Source organism: Streptomyces sp. NPDC092296 (genome assembly GCF_044755465.1).
Classification (GTDB): Bacteria; Actinomycetota; Actinomycetes; order Streptomycetales; family Streptomycetaceae; genus Peterkaempfera.
The window spans coordinates 244,340-262,257 of the sequence record NZ_JBIVRB010000001.1 but is presented as its reverse complement, the minus strand read 5'-3'; the positions used below and the strand labels follow the sequence as shown (position 1 = coordinate 262,257).

Annotated in this window: 11 protein-coding genes; 3 read left to right on the top strand and 8 right to left on the bottom strand. The window is 71.8% G+C overall.

Going from position 1 to position 17,918, the window contains the following annotated elements:
• Positions 1 to 200 precede the first annotated feature (200 nt).
• Positions 201 to 2,510: a murein biosynthesis integral membrane protein MurJ gene (murJ, locus tag ACIQGZ_RS01180; protein WP_402598530.1), complete on the bottom strand. Its 2,310-nt coding sequence runs from the start codon at positions 2,508 to 2,510 to the stop codon at positions 201 to 203.
• A gap of 68 nt (positions 2,511 to 2,578) precedes the next feature.
• Positions 2,579 to 5,011 carry a DUF6049 family protein gene (locus ACIQGZ_RS01175; protein WP_402598528.1) on the bottom strand — a complete coding sequence of 811 codons (2,433 nt, stop codon included), beginning with the start codon at positions 5,009 to 5,011 and terminating at the stop codon, positions 2,579 to 2,581.
• Between the two features lie 208 nt (positions 5,012 to 5,219).
• On the opposite strand from ACIQGZ_RS01175, the gene ACIQGZ_RS01170 reads away from it, so the two are divergent.
• On the top strand, positions 5,220 to 6,713 hold the full coding sequence (locus ACIQGZ_RS01170; RefSeq protein WP_402598526.1) for a CCA tRNA nucleotidyltransferase: 1,494 nt from the start codon (positions 5,220 to 5,222) through the stop codon (positions 6,711 to 6,713).
• Between the two features lie 64 nt (positions 6,714 to 6,777).
• Here ACIQGZ_RS01170 and ACIQGZ_RS01165 read toward each other — a convergent pair whose 3' ends face one another.
• From ACIQGZ_RS01165 to ACIQGZ_RS01145, 5 genes are all read right to left on the bottom strand, one after another.
• The gene (locus tag ACIQGZ_RS01165) at positions 6,778 to 7,401 is read right to left on the bottom strand and encodes a hypothetical protein (RefSeq protein WP_402598525.1); all 624 of its coding nucleotides are present in this window, start codon (positions 7,399 to 7,401) and stop codon (positions 6,778 to 6,780) included.
• Positions 7,402 to 7,699: 298 nt separating this feature from the next.
• Entirely contained in the window at positions 7,700 to 7,996 is a 297-nt protein-coding gene (locus tag ACIQGZ_RS01160) for a hypothetical protein (RefSeq protein ID WP_402598524.1), read from the bottom strand.
• Between the two features lie 397 nt (positions 7,997 to 8,393).
• Positions 8,394 to 9,683 (bottom strand): MFS transporter, encoded by a 1,290-nt coding sequence (locus ACIQGZ_RS01155; protein ID WP_402599940.1) that lies wholly within the window; start codon positions 9,681 to 9,683, stop codon positions 8,394 to 8,396.
• A 241-nt stretch (positions 9,684 to 9,924) separates the two neighbouring features.
• Complete coding sequence (locus ACIQGZ_RS01150) at positions 9,925 to 11,007, bottom strand: inositol-3-phosphate synthase (RefSeq protein ID WP_402598522.1); 1,083 nt, start codon at positions 11,005 to 11,007, stop codon at positions 9,925 to 9,927.
• Positions 11,008 to 11,172: 165 nt separating this feature from the next.
• Complete coding sequence (locus ACIQGZ_RS01145; protein ID WP_402598521.1) at positions 11,173 to 11,778, bottom strand: helix-turn-helix transcriptional regulator; 606 nt, start codon at positions 11,776 to 11,778, stop codon at positions 11,173 to 11,175.
• A 665-nt stretch (positions 11,779 to 12,443) separates the two neighbouring features.
• Between ACIQGZ_RS01145 and ACIQGZ_RS01140 the strand changes: the two genes are divergently transcribed.
• Both ACIQGZ_RS01140 and ACIQGZ_RS01135 read left to right on the top strand, forming a co-directional pair.
• Positions 12,444 to 14,963 carry a transglycosylase domain-containing protein gene (locus tag ACIQGZ_RS01140; RefSeq protein ID WP_402598519.1) on the top strand — a complete coding sequence of 840 codons (2,520 nt, stop codon included), beginning with the start codon at positions 12,444 to 12,446 and terminating at the stop codon, positions 14,961 to 14,963.
• A gap of 155 nt (positions 14,964 to 15,118) precedes the next feature.
• The gene (locus tag ACIQGZ_RS01135) at positions 15,119 to 16,744 is read left to right on the top strand and encodes a glycosyltransferase family 87 protein (protein ID WP_402598518.1); all 1,626 of its coding nucleotides are present in this window, start codon (positions 15,119 to 15,121) and stop codon (positions 16,742 to 16,744) included.
• Positions 16,745 to 16,794: 50 nt separating this feature from the next.
• On the opposite strand, the gene ACIQGZ_RS01130 is transcribed toward ACIQGZ_RS01135, so the two are convergent.
• Positions 16,795 to 17,913, bottom strand: coding sequence for a lipid II:glycine glycyltransferase FemX (locus ACIQGZ_RS01130; protein ID WP_402598517.1), 1,119 nt, complete (start codon positions 17,911 to 17,913; stop codon positions 16,795 to 16,797).
• Between the last annotated feature and the right edge of the window lie 5 nt (positions 17,914 to 17,918).

Sequence of the window (17,918 nt, the reverse complement as noted above, 5' to 3'; positions counted from 1 at the left end):
AAAGCCGTCCAGGGACAATTGTGCCCAGTCTCCCTGCCCGAGTACGACCGGCGGGAGGGCCGGAACGTTGCCCTGGCGGGAACGGAAGCCCTCCGGGCCGGGGGCTTCCGGGTAGGAGGAGATCATCCCGGTCCGGACCCTAGGTATGCAAAGGGCCCCGGAACCGCGTACCCGGTTCCGGGGCCCTCATCCGCCGACGGTCAGCGACCGAGGCGGCCCCGCACCATCCCGAGCAGCGCGTTCAGCTCCTCGATCCGCAGCCGCTTGGCGATCAGGACGAAGGCGGCCAGCTGCACCACGATGGCCACCGCCAGGGTGGCCACGGCGCCGATCCAGCCGGACGCCAGGTGGGAGAGGGCCTTGGCGACGCCGAAACCGATGGCGGCGGACGGCACACAGGCCAGCATCAGCCGGGTGTACATCCGGCCGACGCGCCGCCCGTCCAGGTCACCGAGCCGCCGCTTGAGCTTGGGCACCGCGACGATCACACCGACCACCGACGCCAGCCCGTAGGCGGCCGCCATGCCGGTGACCGCCCAGCGGGCGGGCAGCACCACGTAGCAGAGCCCGGCGAGGACGGCGTTGGTGATCGCCACCCAGACGGTGTTGGTGAACGGCGTACGGGTGTCCTCGTACGCGTAGAAGCCGCGCAGCAGCACGTACTGCACCGAGTACGGGATCAGGCCGAGCGCGAAGGCGGAGAGCATGACGCCGATCGAATGGCCCTGGGTGACGTCGTTGAAGCCGTAGACGGCCGATCCCATCCACGGTCCCAGCGACAGGAAGAGGAAGGCCGCCGGGACGATCGCCACCGCCGAGGTGCGCAGCCCGTGGGAGATGTCGTCGCGGACCGCTCCGGCGTCGCCGTCCGCCGCCGCCCGGGAGATCCGGGGCAGCACCGCGCTCATCACGGACACCGTGATCACGGCCTGGGGCAGCTGCCAGATCTGCTGCGCGTTGAGGAACGCGGCCAGACCGGCGGCGCCCTTGAAGCCCGCCTGCTCGGCGGCCTTGCCCGCCGAGGTGGCCAGCTGGGTGACCACCAGGAAGCCGGCCTGGTTGGCCAGCACGAAGAGGAAGGTCCAGCGGGCCAGCCGGGCCGCGTGGCCGAGGCCGTGGCCGCGCCAGTCGAAGCGCGGCCGGTAGCGGAAGCCCGCGTCGCGCAGGAAGGGGATCATCGACAGCGCCTGGACGGTGAGGCCCAGCAGGGTGCCGACCCCGAGCAGTCGCAGCCCCTCGGGGGAGATGGTGGCCGGGCCGACCTGGGTGTGGCGGAAGGTGCCGAACACCCAGATGTACATCCCGAAGGAGAAGATCACCACGACGTTGTTGAGGACCGGGGTCCACATCATCGCGCCGAACCGGCCCCGGGCGTTGAGGATCTGCCCCATCACCACGTGCACGCCCATGAAGAAGATGGTCGGCAGGCAGTAGCGGGCCAGCGCGACCGTGGCGTGGGCGCTGGCCGGGTCGGACATCGCGGCGTTGTCCACCATCCGCACCAGCAGCGGGGCGCCGAGCACCGTGACGAAGACCACTCCGGCCAGGCCGCAGATCACCAGGGTGAGCAGCCGGTTGGCGTAGGCGACGCCGCCGTCCTCGTCGTTCTTCATGCTGCGCACCAGCTGCGGCACGAAGACCGCGTTGAGCGCGCCGCCGCCGACAAGGATGTACAGCAGGGTGGGCAGCGTGTTGGCCGCCGCGTAGGAGTCGCCCATGGTGGTCGCGCCGATGGCCGCGACCATGAGCATGTTGCGCAGGAAGCCGGTGGCCCGCGAGACCAGGGTGCCCGCGGCCATCACGGCGCTGGAGCCGAGCAGCCCGGCGACCTTGCCCTTGGCGGGCGCGGCACCGGCTGCCGCGGCCTCCGCCAGCTCCTCGTCCAGCGGCGGCTCCACCGCGATCAGCGGCATGGTGCCGGTGTTCTCGGCGTTGCTGTCCCCGCCGGCCTCGCCGTACCAGTTGGGCGCGTACAGCTCGCCGGGGGGCTGCTGCTGCGCCGGCTGCGGGGCCGGCGGCTGTCCGGCGACGCCGAGCAGCCCGTCCATGCCGACGTACTCGGTCGTCTCGCTGTCCCACGGTGAACCGGCCGGCTGCGGCTGCTCGGGCGTGGGCGCGGTGCCGTACCGGTCCGCCGGGTAGCCGCCCTGCTGGTACTCCTGCGGGTAGGCGTTCGCCTGGAACGCCGTCGGCTGGGGGCCGCCGGGGCCCGGGTACGGGTCCTGGGCGTAGGGCGTCGGCGCGTACGGCTCCTGCGGCTGGGCCGCCTGGTCGTACGGCTGCTGCTGTGCGTAGGGGGTCTGGGTGTGCGCGTACGGCGACTGGCCGTACGGCGGCGGGGGGTGGCCCTCCTGGTCGTACGGGTCCCGCCCGTAGGTCCCCTCCAGGTACGGGTCCGACAGGTACGGGTCCGGGACCTGGCCCGGGGCCGCGGCGGCGCCGGGGCGGCCCTGCGGGACGCCGTCCCCGCGTCCGCGGCCCTGTGCTCTGTCGTCGCGCGGCGCGCTCATGCCACCTCTTCGCTGGTCTGGGTCTCTGTGCCGGGTCCCCGTGGGACCGCTCCCCGGGAAGACGGGGCTCAGGGTCCCACTTTCTCATTGCGAGCGGTCTGATCCCGGTCTTCGGCACCGACCGCCGGAGCGTCCGCCGCCGGAGCGCCCCCCTGCGGCGCGCCCTCCACCGGCGCGTCCCCGTCCTCGTCCGGCCCGTCCGACCCGCGCTTCTTGCGCTGGAGGTAGAACCGGACCCCGGCCAGCAGCGTCAGCAGCACCCCGACGGCGATCACCCACATGACGCCGTTGGTCACATCGGTCACCTGGAGGTTGAAGGTGATCGGATCGCCGTACTGCATCGGGTGGGCCCCGGTGGTCCACAGCTGGGCCATGACGGTCACCTCACCGTTGGCCGACGCCTTGGCGGGGAACCGGACCGACTTCTTCAGCTCGCCGCCGATCGTCAGCTGCGCCGGATCGGGCCGGTAGATGGACAGCCGGGTCGCCGACTGGGTGGAGAGCCGCACCTCCAGGTTGGAGACCGGCTGGTTCAGCCCGTTCTCCACGCTGACCTGGATCGTGCCGGAGTCGCCGGAGAGGGTGGTCGAGTTCTCCCGCTTCTCCACCAGCCGCACGGCCGTGGTGAGCGTCTTGAGATACGCCGCGACCCCCTCCCGGTAGGCCCGGCCGGTACCCCGGTGCGTCCGCCAGGAGGTGGACATCCCCCGCAGTATGGCCTGCCCGAACGGCTCGCGGACCGCGTCCGGCGAGCTGAGTACCCCCATCAGCATCTGCAACTGCCCCTGGGAGCCCATGGCGGCGGCCAGCGCCCGGTGGGACAGCTCGGTGGCCCGCGCCGCCTCCGGGTACTTGGTGGGGGCGGGGACCTTGGTGTTGGCGTCGCCGTCCGCCGAGGCAGCGGCCACCGTACCGAGGCCGGCCTGCTCCGCCCAGTGCCCGGCGGAGGCGTCGTTCAGCGCCTTGGCGAGCGCGTCGGCCGCGCCCGCCGACAGGTCCCGGGGCGGCAGCACCAGGATGCTGCGCTGGTGGCTCGGCTGCTCCAGTGTGATGGTCAGCGTCTCGGCGAGGAACCGCTGCACCGCCAGGGTCTGGGACTCCCGGCTGCTCAGCGAGCCCTGGAAGATGTCGGAGACCGTCGGGTCGGAGACCAGCGCCTTCTGGCCCTTGCCGATCGACCGGACGGCGTTCACCGTGTACTGCACCGACTCCGACGTCGGCATGCTGTCGCCGTTGACCAGCACGATCTTCCCGCCGGTGAGCCGCGACGTGGCTGCCACCTGCCGGTCGACATAGCCCTGGTAGGGCCAGGCGACGTCATTGCGGGAATCCGTCTGGAGCAGGAAGTCGGTGGTCACCGAACCCTCGGAGCTCGCCCGGCTCAGCGCCGTGGTCAGCCCCTGGACACCGCTGCCGTTGTGCGCGATCGACGCCAGGTCGGGATCGCCGTACGGCAGCGCGACCACCTCGTCGTTCTTCACCGCGTCCCGCAGCATCGCCAGCCAGGTGCCCGCCCGGTCGCCGCCGGCGCCCGCCTCGGTGTTGTCCGGCCGGGCGCCGTCCCCCGCGGTGTCCGCCTGCTGCACCCGGTAGGGCTTGGACATGGCCGACGCGGTGTCCAGCACATCCCCGTCGACGGCCCAGGTCACATGCTGGAGGCTGCTGCCCGCCGTCACCACCTCGTTCAGCCGGCCGCCGACGCCCAGCTCTGCCGCCAGGTCGTCGCTGCGCAGCACCGGGGCGTGCGAGGAGTCGGAGTAGGTCTGCGGGACCAGGTCCGGGGTGTGGGTGACCGGCCAGACGGTGGCGATCCTGGTCTTCCTGGTGTCGCCCTGCGACGGGTAGTACGGCAGGAAGGTCCGGGCGATGCCCAGCGTCTCGGCGGCCGCGTCGGCGCTGCCCCGTACGTCCACCGCCAGCTCGTACACGCCGTTGGCGGAGAGGTGCAGCTCCGAGGCGCTGACCGAGATCCGGAACTGACGGCTGGCCCCCGGGGCCAGATCGGCCACCTTGCCGCCGATGCCGGGCAGCTCCTGCCCGTCACCCGACACCGGGTCGGTGCGCGCGGCGACGGCGGCCAGCTCGCTGCGGGTCACCAGCGGTCGGCCGGTGCCGGTGCGCACCCCGGTGCGGACATCGTGCACCGGCTTGCGGCCGCCGTTGGCCAGCGTGCCGGTGACGGTGACCTTGGCGCTGCCGCCGGTCAGGTAGGTCGGCGACACCGAGCTGATCGAGACGGTCACCGGATAGTCGGCGGACGCCTTGCTGGCCCCCGGCAGGTCCGGGGCCTTGGCCGCCGCCTTGCCGGGCGCGGCGGCCACGGCCCGGTCCACGGCCGCCGTACGGGCACCGGCCTGCGCGGCCGGGGCGGTGGCCGCGCCGCCGAGCAGGGCCAGCGCGCAGGCGCCCGCCAGTGCGCCCGTCCGGCGCAGCCGCCCGGCCGCACCGCCCGGCCGCAGGCCGCGGCCCGCCCCCTCCGCGTACCGTGCTGCCTCGCCCACGCGCCTCGCCCTCGCCGTTCTCGTCGGTGCCGTTCGCACCGGCGTCGCTGCCGCCGGTGTCGTGCCGTACGTTCTACAGGGTGCCGCGCCGTTGTCGCGCCCTGGCATGGTAACGACGCTTCGCCCCGCCCCGTGCCACGGCCTGCGCCGGGGCCGCCGGTGGAACGCGGCGGCGGGGCACGGTCGCGGGCACGTACCCTTGTGGGTCGTGCCTAACGTCAACTCTCCCAGCAGCCCCGCTCCCGCCGTGCAGGCGGCGCCCGCCGTCTCCGGCGCCCTCACCGAGGCGCAGGCAGGAGGTGTGCAGGAGTTGCTGCGGGTCGCCCCGGTCGCCGTGGAGATCGCCCGCCGCTTCGCGGACGCGGGCTTCCGGTTGGCCCTGGTCGGCGGCTCGGTGCGCGACGCGCTGCTGGGCAGGCTCGGCAACGACCTGGACTTCACCACCGACGCCCGCCCGCAGCAGGTGCTCCGGCTGGTCAAGGGCTGGGCGGACGCCGTCTGGGACGTTGGCATCGCCTTCGGCACGGTCGGCGCCCGCAAGGACACCGCCGACGGCAGCTTCCAGATCGAGATCACCACGTACCGGTCCGAGGCGTACGACCGCACCTCCCGCAAGCCCGAGGTGACCTACGGCGAGACCATCGAGGAGGACCTGGTCCGCCGGGACTTCACGGTCAACGCGATGGCCCTCGACCTGCCGGACCAGGTGTTCATCGACCCGCACCACGGCCTGGAGGACCTCGCCGCGCGGGTGCTGCGCACCCCCGGCACCCCGGAGGAGTCCTTCTCCGACGACCCGCTGCGGATGCTGCGCGCCGCCCGGTTCGCCGCCCAGCTGGACTTCGAGGTGGCGCCCGAGGTCGTCGCCGCGATGACGGCGATGGCGGAGCGGATCACCATCGTCTCCGCCGAGCGGGTCCAGGGGGAGCTCAACAAGCTGATCCTCTCCGAGCACCCGCGCAAGGGCCTGCGGCTGCTGGTGGACACCGGGCTGGCCGATCATGTGCTGCCCGAGCTGCCGGCCCTCCGGCTGGAGCGTGACGAGCACCACCGGCACAAGGACGTGTACGAGCACTCGCTCACGGTGCTGGAACAGGCCATCGACCTGGAGACGGACGGCCCCGACCTGGTGCTGCGGCTCGCCGCGCTGCTGCACGACATCGGCAAGCCCCGCACCCGCCGCTTCGAGTCCGACGGCCGGGTCTCCTTCCACCACCACGAGGTGGTCGGCGCCAAGATGACCCGCAGGCGGCTGCGGGACCTCAAGTACTCCAAGGAGCTGACCGAGGACATCTCCCGGCTGGTGGAACTGCACCTGCGCTTCCACGGCTACGGCACCGGCGAGTGGACCGACTCGGCGGTGCGCCGCTACGTCCGCGACGCCGGGCCGCTGCTGGAGCGGCTGCACAAGCTGACCCGGTCGGACTGCACCACCCGCAACCGCAAGAAGGCCGCCGCGCTCTCCCGCTCCTACGACACGTTGGAGGAGCGGATCGCGCAGCTGCGCGAGCAGGAGCAGCTGGACGCCATCCGCCCCGACCTGGACGGCAACCAGATCATGGAGGTGCTTGGCCTGCCGCCGGGCCGCGAGGTCGGCCAGGCGTACAAGCACCTGCTGGAGCTGCGGCTGGAGCACGGCCCGCTGGAGCACGACGCGGCCGTGGCCGCGCTCCGCGAGTGGTGGGCGGGGCAGCAGTCCTGACGCCGCCCGGCGGCGTGGTGCGGCCCGGCCCGTCCGCCGGGCGGCACCGCGCCGCCGCAGTCGGTCAGCCCTCGGCCGGAGCCAGGCAGAGCACGAAGCGCGAGGAGCCCTGCTGCTGGTAGTAGCCGATCTCGGAGCCCTGGTCCGCGAACTGCCGGCACCTGTCGATGTCCGTGGTGCCGCTGAGCTTGCCCACCACCTTGTACTCGGCCTGGCTGCCGCCGCAGTCGGTGACCTCCAGGTCCGGGCTGCTCATGGTCCCGCTGTTGTGCAGGCAGTCGCCGACGTCGGCGTACGTCGGGTCGTTCATCACCGCCCTGGTCAGGGGGGCGATGATGATACCGATCACGATGATCGGCACCAGCGCCACCCAGGCGGCGGGCCGGGCGAGGACCGGCTTGCCGACCGGCATCGGGGTGCCCGGGGAGCCGGGTATCGGCGGCGGCAGCTTGTTGATCTTCAGCCGCTGTGGCACGTTGATCAGCATCGTGATCGGGTTGATGAACATCGAGAAGACGGACCACCAGCCCTGCCACAGGCTCCGGGTGGTCATCTCGCGGTGCGTCGCGATGCCGCAGGAGCGGCAGAACGGCCCATGCACGTACCGGAACCACATGATGATCACCAGGCCCTGGTGGCCCCGGATGGTGGCCTCGACGGCCGGTACCGAACCGCAGAAGCGGCACATCGGCCCCTGACCGGGCGGCGGCGGGGGGAAGCCGTACCCCGGGGCCGGCATGCCCTGCGGCGGGGCGCCGTAGCCGGGCGCCGGCTGGGGCGGAAACGGTGAGGCGTACGGGTTCTGATCCGCCGGCACCGGGGGCTGTGGGAGCGGCGGGGGAGGAGTGGTCACATGATTCCCTTGACGTTCGAGGTGGTTCGCAGTCCCGAACGATAGGAGCGGCCACTGACATCGGGGACGGCAATCCCGACTGTTGGACGGCCGTTGGCCGAATCGTGATGGCCCGCCGGCTGCCGACCGACCCTCAGGGAGCGGTGCTGCCGGGTCTGTTCCGGGTGAGGCAGAGCACATAGTGGGAGCGGTGCCTTCGGCTGCCCGTAGTGCCGCCGAAGGTCATGGTCGTGCCGGTGACCTCCTGGCACCTGCTGGTCAGGCTGCCGCTGAATCTGCCGATCACCCTGTACTCGGCGTCGGCGTCGGTGCAGGAGACGACCTTCACCGTGCTGCCCTGGTGCTGTACGCAGTCACCGATCTTGGCGTAGGCGGGGTTGCTGCCCTTGGTGAACAGGTACAGCACGAAGGCGCCGCCCAGTATCGCCACGATCCCGACCACCTTGAGCCAGAGCCTGTTCGACCAGCGCGGCGGCCGGGGCGGGACCGGCGGGGGTGGCGGCGGTGGCGGTGGGTAGCTGCCGGGCTGCGGCCGGCCGTATCCGTACGGCGGCGGGGGCTGCTGCGGCTGTCCGTATGGGGGCTGCCCGTAGGGCGGTTGCCCGTACGGGGGCTGGCCATACGGGGGCTGGCCATACGGGGGTTGCCCGTACGGCGGCGGCGGAGGCTGCTGCGGATACCCGTACGGACCCGGCGGCGGGCCGTACGGGTTGGGCGGCGGTGGAGTGCTCACGAGGCCCTCTCCGGTGCGGGTGGACGGAACTGACAGGCGTTCGAGTCCAGCACCGTAGCGGCTCCGGCCGCCCCGCGACGGCGAACCGCCCGGATCAGCCGACCGCCGCAGCCGCCTCGGAGGGGCCGGGCGGCGGGGTGCGGCGCACCGCGCGTGCGTAGCCGAGGGCGGTCAGCGCATACAGCACCCCCACGCCGACCAGCACCGGGACCGAGCGCCCGGAGAGCGGCAGCACCAGTGCGGTGAGCGCGGCGGCCGCCACGAAGGACACATTGGAGAGCACGTCGTACACGGCGAAGACACGGCCCCGGTAGTCGTCCTCCACCGCGCTCTGCACCACCGTGTCGGTGCAGATCTTGGCGCCCTGGGTGACCACCCCCAGCAGCAGCGCGGCCGCCATGACGGGCACCAGGGCGAAGGTGAGCCCCAGCCCCGGGACGCACAGCGCGGCGGCGGCCAGGCAGCCGACCATCCAGCCGGAGACGCCCAGCCGCCGGGTCAGCGCCGGGCTGACCACCGCCGCGACGAAGAAGCCCGCGCCGGAGAGGCCCACCGCCACGCCCAGGGTGCTCATGCCGCCGCCGGTGTCCGCCGGGTCGTTGAAGGTGTACCGGCAGAGCATCAGCACGGTGACCAGCAGCACGCCGTAGCAGAACCGGCCGACCGTCATGGCGGCCAGCGCGTGCGCGGCGGGCCGCCGGTCGCGTACCAGGTGCCGTACGCCGTCCAGCAGGCCGCGCGCCGTCTCGCCGACGGCCTGCCGCAGCGGCGGCCGGTCCGGGCGGTGCACCGGCCCCAGCAGGTCGGGCGGCATCCGCCGGGCCGCGAGCGCGGCGCCCAGGTAGAGCAGGGCGGCCAGCACCACCAGCGCGGTGTCCGAGGGCGTGCCGCGCGGCAGCACCAGGTTGACCACGAAGGCCGAGCCGCCGCCCGCAGTGGCCGCCACCGTGCCCAGGGTCGGGGAGACCGCGTTGGCGGTGACCAACTGGTCGCCCGCCACCACCCGGGGCAGCGCCGCCGAGAGCCCCGCCAGGATGAACCGGTTGACCGCCGTCACCACCAGCGCGGCCAGCAGGAAGAACCGGTTCGGTACGCCGGCCAGCACCAGCAGCGCGGTGCCCAGCACCAGCGCCGACCGGACCAGATTGCCCAGGAGCAGCACCTGGCGGCGGCGCCAGCGGTCGAGCAGCACCCCGGTGAACGGCCCGATCAGCGAGAACGGCAGCAGCATCACCGCCAGCACCGAGGCGATATCGGCCGGGGTGGCCTGCTGCTCCGGAGAGAAGATCACATAAGCGGCCAGGGATACCTGGAAGACGCCGTCCGACAGCTGCCCCAGCACCCGCACCGCCAGCAGCCGGCGGAAGTCGCGCAGCCGGAACAGCCCGGCCGGACCGGCCGACCGGGGCGGGCGCCCCGCCGGTGCTGCGGGATGCGCTGCCTGCTGCGGGGTGGGCGCGGAGGTGGGCCCGTCGGTGATCGCCACCCACCCAGGGTGGCATGGACCGCCCGACCGGCGGACGGAGAGGGGCCCCCACCCGTGACCGACACGGATGGGGGCCCCTCTCAGCCCTCGCGGGCACCCCTGACGGGGCTCACCCCTCGCGGGGCGTGGCGCTCGGCGTTCAGGCCTCGACGTCGCCGCGGATGAACTTCTCCACGTTCTCGCGGGCCTCGTCGTCGAAGTACTGGACGGGCGGCGACTTCATGAAGTAGGACGAAGCGGACAGGATCGGGCCGCCGATGCCACGGTCCTTGGCGATCTTCGCGGCGCGCACGGCGTCGATGATCACACCGGCCGAGTTCGGGGAGTCCCAGACCTCGAGCTTGTACTCCAGGTTCAGCGGGACGTCGCCGAACGCGCGGCCCTCAAGGCGGACGTACGCCCACTTGCGGTCGTCCAGCCACGCCACGTAGTCGGACGGGCCGATGTGGACGTTGCCGGCACCCAGGTCCCGGTCCTTGATCTGCGAGGTGACGGCCTGCGTCTTCGAGATCTTCTTGGACTCGAGGCGGTCGCGCTCCAGCATGTTCTTGAAGTCCATGTTGCCGCCGACGTTCAGCTGCATGGTGCGGTCCAGCACCACGCCGCGGTCCTCGAACAGCTTCGCCATCACGCGGTGGGTGATGGTGGCGCCCACCTGCGACTTGATGTCGTCACCGACGATCGGCACACCGGCCTCGGTGAACTTGTCCGCCCACTCCTTGGTGCCGGCGATGAAGACCGGGAGGGCGTTGACGAAGGCGACCTTGGCGTCGATGGCGCACTGGGCGTAGAACTTCGCCGCGGCCTCGGAACCCACCGGCAGGTAGCAGACGAGCACGTCGACCTGCTCGTCCTTGAGCACCTGGACGACGTCCACCGGCTCGTCGGTGGACTCCTCGATGGTCTCGCGGTAGTACTTGCCGAGACCGTCCAGCGTGTGACCGCGCTGGACGTTGATGCCGGTCGGCGGCACGTCGCAGATCTTGATGGTGTTGTTCTCGCTGGCGACGATGGCGTGGGCCAGGTCCTGGCCGACCTTCTTGGCGTCCACGTCGAAGGCGGCGACGAACTCGATGTCGCTGACGTGGTACTCGCCGAACTTGACGTGCATCAGGCCGGGGACCTTGCCGGCCGGGTCGGCGTCCTTGTAGTACTCGACGCCCTGCACCAGCGACGCGGCGCAGTTGCCCACGCCCACGATGGCTACGCGAACCGAACCCATTCCGGTTGCTCCCTGTGTTCTCAAGAGGACCGTTGCTCGGTCCTCGGTTTCGGTTGCTTCAGCGGACGGTCCGGTGCGCGGGGCTGTTCGGACCTGTCCTCCATGCAGTCGCCGGCAGTCCCCCCTGCCGCGCCTGCGCCGACCTCGGTGTCGGACGTCGCGCCGTCAGCGCTCCGGCCGGTCGGGCGGCAGGTCGGGGCTGCCGCGGCCGGTCCGGTTGGCACGCTCGGTCTCGATCAGCTCGTTGAGCCATCGGACCTCCCGCTCCACCGACTCCAGTCCGTGCCGCTGCAGTTCGAGGGTGTAGTCGTCCAGCCGCTCGCGAGTGCGGGCGAGTGCGGTGCGCATCCGCTCCATGCGCTCTTCCAACCGGCTGCGGCGCCCTTCCAGGACCCGCATCCGGACGGCCTTGTCGGTACGGCTGAAGAAGGCGAAATGGACGCCGAAGTGCTCGTCCTCCCAGGCGTCGGGCCCGGAGTCGGAGAGCAGCTCCTCGAACCGCTGCTTCCCCTCCGGCGTCAGCCGGTACACGATCTTCGACCGCTTGCCGTTGAGCGCCGTGGCCGGCACGTACTCCTCTTCCGGGTTGTCCTCCACCAGGAAGCCCTGGGCGACCAGGTTCTTCAGGCAGGGGTACAGCGTCCCGTAGGAGAAGGCGCGGAAGGAGCCCAGCAGCACATTGAGCCGCTTGCGCAGCTCGTAGCCGTGCATCGGGGCGTCGTGCAGCAGGCCGAGGACGGCGAATTCCAGGATGCCGGAGCGCCTGCCCATCTCCGCCTCGCCTCCTTCCGGGTCCGGTGCCGGGAGCCGGATGCATCGGAGCGATATGCCGCCGCGATGTATCGACTCGATATATCGAGCACCATAGGCCGGTGCGTCGACAGGAGCAAGGGGCACCCGGGTGAAAGCGATCACAGCAGCTCCGCCGGGGCCCGTGGCGGCCGACCTGGCAACGGGCGAGTAAGGATCTCCGGTCGCTATGCCCGGATTGGTAGTTGATGACCGTTTGGCAGTCCGTTACCCCTGCGTACGCTGTCGCCTGTGCACAGGGGATGCGGGAACCGACGTGACGCCTGGGACGTCAATGTCCCCGGTGCATTCCGCCGCGCCGGGCCCCACGGGCGTCGGCCGGCAGGTGATTCGGGGGAATCCCGCAGGTGCTTCGGCCGCCTGCGGGGAGTGGACGTGGACTACCGCCTTCAGGCCCGAGCGCCTGGCCGAGGAGTAGCTGGAGCATGAGCGAACACCGGCGCAAACCGCCACAGGGCGGAGACAACGCCCCGGGACGCCGCGGCGCGCAGCCGGGCGGCGGGCAGCAGCCCCCCGCCGGCGGCCCCCCGGGCCCGGGTCGACCCGGAGCGCAGGGCGGTCCCGGCGCGCCCCGCCGTACCACCGCGCGCCCCGGCGGCCAGCAGCCCACCGCGCAGCAGCCCCGGATGACCCGCGCCGAACTGCGCAAGGCCGCCAAGCGCGGCGGCGGCCGTGGCGGCGGCTCCGGCCCGACCGGCCGGGCCGGAGCCGTGCCGCCCAAGAAGCGGTTCATCGACTACCCGCGCTGGGGCAAGCACGGCGTGCGGCGCTGGCTGCCCTCGTGGAAGCAGGTGCTCAGCGTCTTCCTGGTCGGCATCGGCGGCCTGGCCACCGCCGTCGGCGTGGCGTACTCGCGCACCACGCTGCCCGACCTCAACGAGGCCGTGCGGCAGCAGAACAACATCTACCAGTGGTCCGACGGATCGCTGATGGCGACCACCGGTGAGACCAACCGTCAGATCGTGCACCTGGCGGACATCAGCGAGTCCATGCAGTGGGCCGCGATCTCGGCGGAGAACGCCAGCTTCAAGACCGACCACGGCATCGACCCCAAGGGCATCGCCCGAGCTCTCTACAACATGGCCAAGGGCGGCGACACCCAGGGTGGCTCCACGATCACCCAGCAGTACGTCAAGAACGCCTTCCTCAGCCAGGACCAGACGGTCTCCCGGAAGCTCAAGGAACTCTTCGTCACCCTGCGGGTGAACAAGAAGATGACCAAGGACGACATCCTCGAGGGCTACCTCAACACCAGCTGGTTCGGCCGTGGTTCCTACGGCGTCCAGGCGGCGGCCAAGTCGTACTACAACATGGACGCCAAGGACCTGGACCCCTGCCACAGCGCGATGCTGGCCGCCCTGCTCAAGGGCGCGGGCTACTACGACCCGTCGCTGAACAAGGAGAACCACGACCGGGCCGTGCAGCGCTGGGGCGACATCCTCGACCTGATGGTCCGGTTCAACCACCTCAGCCAGGCCGACCGGGACAAGTGCAAGACCTTCCCGGAGCCGATCAAGGAGCGCCCGGCGCCCAGCCTCAGCGGCCAGACCGGCTACCTGGTGAAGACCGCCGAGATGTACGTCATCAACAACGACATCGTCTCGGAGGAGGCCCTGAACAAGGGCGGCTACACCATCCGCACGACCTTCGACAAGAAGAAGGTCAAGGAGCTGGAGAAGGCCGTCCGGGACACCATGGACCCGGTGCTCGACCCCAAGAAGCGCAAGGTCGACCGGGACCTGCACGTCGGCGGCGCCTCGGTGGTCCCCGGGGACGGCGCCATGGTCGCCCTCTACGGCGGCCCCGGCTTCGAGAAGCAGCAGACCAACAACGCCGACTTCACCGGCGCCCAGGTCGGCTCGACCTTCAAGCCCTTCGTGCTCGCGGCCGCGCTCACCGACGGTGTCGAGGCCCCGGACGGCACCCGGAAGCCCATCTCGGTCAAGAGCCGCTACAACGGCAATGACATGGCCACCATCTACCAGCCGGACCACAAGACGCCCTGGCAGGACGAGCACGGCATCCTCAAGCAGGAGAACGACGACCACGACAGCCCCGGCTGGATCGACCTCAAGCAGGCCATGACGGAGTCGATCAACACCGTCTACGTTCAGCTCGCGATGGACACCGGCCTGCAGAACGTCAAGGACGCCGCGATCAAGGCCGGTCTGAAGGACGACAAGAGCATGGCCGGGGTCACCCCGACCATCGCCCTGGGCACCTCCAGCCCCAGCGCCATCCGGATGGCCGGCGCCTACGCCACCTTCGCCGCGGCCGGCACCCAGGTGGACCCCTACTCGGTCACCAAGGTCGAGAAGGAGGGCGTCAAGGTCTACCAGCACAAGTCGGAGTCCAAGCAGGCGTTCAGCGCCGACGTCGCCAACACCATCACCGACGTGCTGACCAACGTCGTCGAGAAGGGCACCGGCCGCAACGTCCGCAACCTCGGCCTCACCCGGCCGGTCGCGGGCAAGACCGGCACCACCGACGAGAACAAGACGGCCTGGTTCGTCGGCTACACCCCGCAGCTGTCCACCGCCATCGGCCTCTTCGGGCAGGACCCGAAGACGTACACGTTCGAGTCGATGTTGGACCTGGGCGGCCAGGGCAAGGTGCACGGCGCCGACTTCCCCACCACGATCTGGACCAAGTACATGCTGGCGGCGCTCGACGGCCTGCCGGTCGAGGGCTTCACCGCCCCGCCGCCGAACTTCGGCACCCGGATCGACCTGCCCGGCGCCCCGGTCAGCAGCTCCCCGACGCCGTCGTCCAGCGCCTCCATGGAGGAGTCCGCGCCGCCGCCCAGCACCCCGCCCACCACCTCCGCCAGCACGGAGGAGGACCCGGTCCCGGGCACCTCGGACTACCCCACCGGCGGCACCGACACCGACGGCGGACTGGCCGGCGGCCTGCTCGGCGGCACCGACGGCGGCGGCGGTCCGGGCGACGGGGGCGGCGACACCGGCACGGTCGGCGGCCCGGGTGGCGGCGGTCCGGGCGGCGGTCCGGGCGGCGGTACGGCGGGTACGTCCGCGCCCCCGCAGACCCAGCCCGCCAGCCCCACCGAGATCGGCAGACCCGGGGGCGGCCACGGCGGCCTGCCCGGCGGAGGGGACGGCAACGGCTTCAACTCGTCGGACAACTGACCGGTAGCCCACCGGGCACCGACACCACGGCCACGGCGGCCCGTCCGCCGTGGCCGTGGCATTTCCGGACAAAGCAGTGCGGGCCGCGCGATGCTTCGTACTGGAGTGCCGGGCGCCTACTGGCAGGCTAAGAATCGTGCGGCAGTATGGCGGCCATGACGTCGAGCGCGCATGACGAATCCGCCGGGCCGGAGCACCCCGAGCGGCCGGCCGGGCGGGCAGCCTCGGCCGTGGCCGACCCGGGCGGCGGCGCCGATCTCCAGGCCGACACCGTGGTCGTCCCCGCCGACGAGGACCCGACGGCCGCCGCCGGCAGCGAGCTGCTGGGCGGCGCGCCGGGGCGCCGGGCGCTGCTGGGCGTCTCGTGGTGGACCCCGGCGCGGTTCCTGGCGCTGGCGGTGATCGTCGTCTTCGTCCTGGGCATGGTGCAGAAGAGCCCCTGCTACAGCGGCGGCTGGTTCTTCGGCTCCAGCGACGCCCAGTACACCCACGCCTGCTACAGCGACATCCCGCACCTGTTCTCCGGGCGCGGCTTCGCCCAGGGCCTGCTGCCCTACAAGGACATGATCCCGCCGGGCCCGGACGGCAGCCGCGACCCCCATATGCAGTACCTGGAGTACCCGGTACTCACCGGGCTGTTCATGCAGGTGGCGACCTGGCTGACGCCCCGCTCGGGCGTCATCGCCCCGGACCGCGCCCAGTGGTTCTGGATGGTCAACGCCGGGATGCTGCTGGTCTGCGCCGTGGTGGCCGTCATCGCCGTGATGCGCACCCACCGCCGCCGCCCCTGGGACGCGCTGCTCTTCGCGCTGGCCCCGGCGCTGGCGCTGAACGCCACCGTCAACTGGGACCTGCTGGCCGTCGCCCTGACCGCCGTGGGCATGGCCTACTGGGCGGGCAAGCGGCCGGTCGCCGCCGGTGTGCTCATCGGCCTGGCGACGGCGGCCAAGCTCTATCCGGTGCTGCTGCTCGGCCCGCTGCTGGTGCTCTGCCTGCGGGCCGGCCGGATGCGGGACTTCGGCCGGGCGCTGGGCGGCGCGGTCGCCGCCTGGGCGGTGGTCAACGTCCCGGTGATGTTCTGGAACTGGGACGGCTGGAAGACCTTCTACAGCTTCAGCCAGAGCCGTACGGAGGACTACGGCTCCTTCTGGCTGATCATCCAGCACCAGCGCAATCAGGTGTCGCTCGGCACCGGCGTGCTCAACCTGTGCATCGCGATCCTGCTGATCTCCTGCTGCGCGGGCATCGGCTGGATCGCCCTCTCCGCGCCGCGCCGCCCCCGCTTCGCCCAGCTGGCCTTCCTGGTCGTGGCGGCGTTCGTGCTCACCAACAAGGTCTACTCACCGCAGTACGTGCTCTGGCTGATCCCGCTCGCGGCGCTGGCCCGGCCCCGCTGGCGGGACTTCCTGATCTGGCAGGCGTGCGAGGTCGCGTACTTCCTCGGCATCTGGATGTACCTGGCGTTCATCGCCGACACCAAGCAGCACGGCCTGCCCGTGTTCGGGTACCACGTGGTGATCCTGGTGCATGTCTTCGGCACCCTCTACCTCTGCGGGATGGTGCTGCGCGACATCCTGCTGCCGGAGCGCGACCCGGTGCGCTGGGACGGCAGCGACGACCCCTCCGGCGGTGTGCTGGACGGCGCGCCGGATCGTTTCGTCCTGGGGCAGGCCCGCTGGGAGCAGGAGGAGGCCAGCTACGCGCCGTACGCACCAGTCGGGGCGGTGGGCGCGGCGGACGGCGAGGACTGGCCGCCGCTGCCCGCGACCGACCGGCTCTAGCCGGCGCCCCGCCCCCGCCCCGGCCTCGGCTCGGGCGGGGGCCGGGGCTCTCAGCGGCGGGACATGTAGATGTCGAGCGCCTTGTGCAGCAGCCGGTTGAGCGGGAAGTCCCACTCCCCCAGGTACTCGGCGGCCTGGCCGCCGGTGCCCAGCTTGAACCGGATCAGGCCGAACAGCGGGTCGCCCGGGTCCAGGGTGTCGCTGATGCCCCGCAGGTCGTAGACGGTCGCACCGAGGGCGTAGGCGTCCTGCATCATCCGCCACTGCACGGCGTTGGACGGCCGGACCTCGCGCCGGTGGTCGGCGGAGGCGCCGTAGGAGTACCAGACGTGCTCGCCCACGGTGAGCATGGTGGTGGCGGCCAGTGGTTCGCCCTGGTGGTAGGCCAGGTAGAGCCGCATCCGGTTGGGGTCCTCGGCGGTCAGCGACCGCCACATCCCCTGGAAGTACGGCAGCGGGCGGGGCCGGAAGCCGTCGCGCTCCGCCGTGATCACATACAGCTCGTGGAAGGCCGGCAGGTCGTCGTAGCCGCCCTGGACCACCTCGACCCCGGCCTTCTCGGCCTTCTTGATGTTGCGGCGCCACAGCTGGTTGAAGCCGCGCTGCACATCGTCGAGCGAGCGGTTGGCCAGCGGCACCTGGAAGACGTAGCGGGGCTGCACATCGCCGAAGCCCGCACCCCCGCCGGCCCCCTGGAGCCAGCCGGCGCGGCGCAGCCGGTCGGCCAGCTCGAAGGCGCGTGGCTCGTACCAGGTCGCCTCGACGTCCCGCAGCCGCCTGGCGTGGCCGGCCGCGATGGCGTCCTTGACGGCGGTGGCGTCCCAGCGGCGGATGACGACCGGTGGGCCCATCTTCACCGAGAAGGCGCCCTGCGACTTGAGGTGGGCGAGCAGCGGCCGCAGCCAGCGGTCCAGGTCGGGGTCGAACCAGTCGATCAGCGGCCCCTCCGGGAGGTAGGCGAGGTACCGCTTGAAGGTGGGCAGCTGCCGGTAGAGGACCAGCCCGGCGCCGACCGTCCTGCCCTGCTCGTCGCGCCAGCCGATGCTCTCGGAGCGCCATTCCGCCTTGACGTCGCCCCACGAGGGCACCTGCATGTGGCTGGCGGAGGGCAGACCCCTGACGAAGGCGAGGTGCTCGGCGCGGCTGATCGTGGTCAGGCGCAGGCTCATGCTCG

Bases quoted from the DNA above. Each gene is read 5' to 3' on its own strand.
- murJ (WP_402598530.1), bottom strand. From the start codon at position 2,510: ATGAGCGCGCCGCGCGACGACAGAGCACAGGGCCGCGGACGCGGGGAC.
- ACIQGZ_RS01165 (WP_402598525.1), bottom strand. From the start codon at position 7,401: ATGTGCCGCTTCTGCGGTTCGGTACCGGCCGTCGAGGCCACCATCCGG.
- ACIQGZ_RS01150 (WP_402598522.1), bottom strand. From the start codon at position 11,007: ATGGGTTCGGTTCGCGTAGCCATCGTGGGCGTGGGCAACTGCGCCGCG.
- ACIQGZ_RS01145 (WP_402598521.1), bottom strand. From the start codon at position 11,778: ATGGGCAGGCGCTCCGGCATCCTGGAATTCGCCGTCCTCGGCCTGCTG.
- ACIQGZ_RS01140 (WP_402598519.1), top strand. From the start codon at position 12,444: ATGACCCGCGCCGAACTGCGCAAGGCCGCCAAGCGCGGCGGCGGCCGT.
- ACIQGZ_RS01135 (WP_402598518.1), top strand. From the start codon at position 15,119: ATGACGTCGAGCGCGCATGACGAATCCGCCGGGCCGGAGCACCCCGAG.
- ACIQGZ_RS01130 (WP_402598517.1), bottom strand. From the start codon at position 17,913: ATGAGCCTGCGCCTGACCACGATCAGCCGCGCCGAGCACCTCGCCTTC.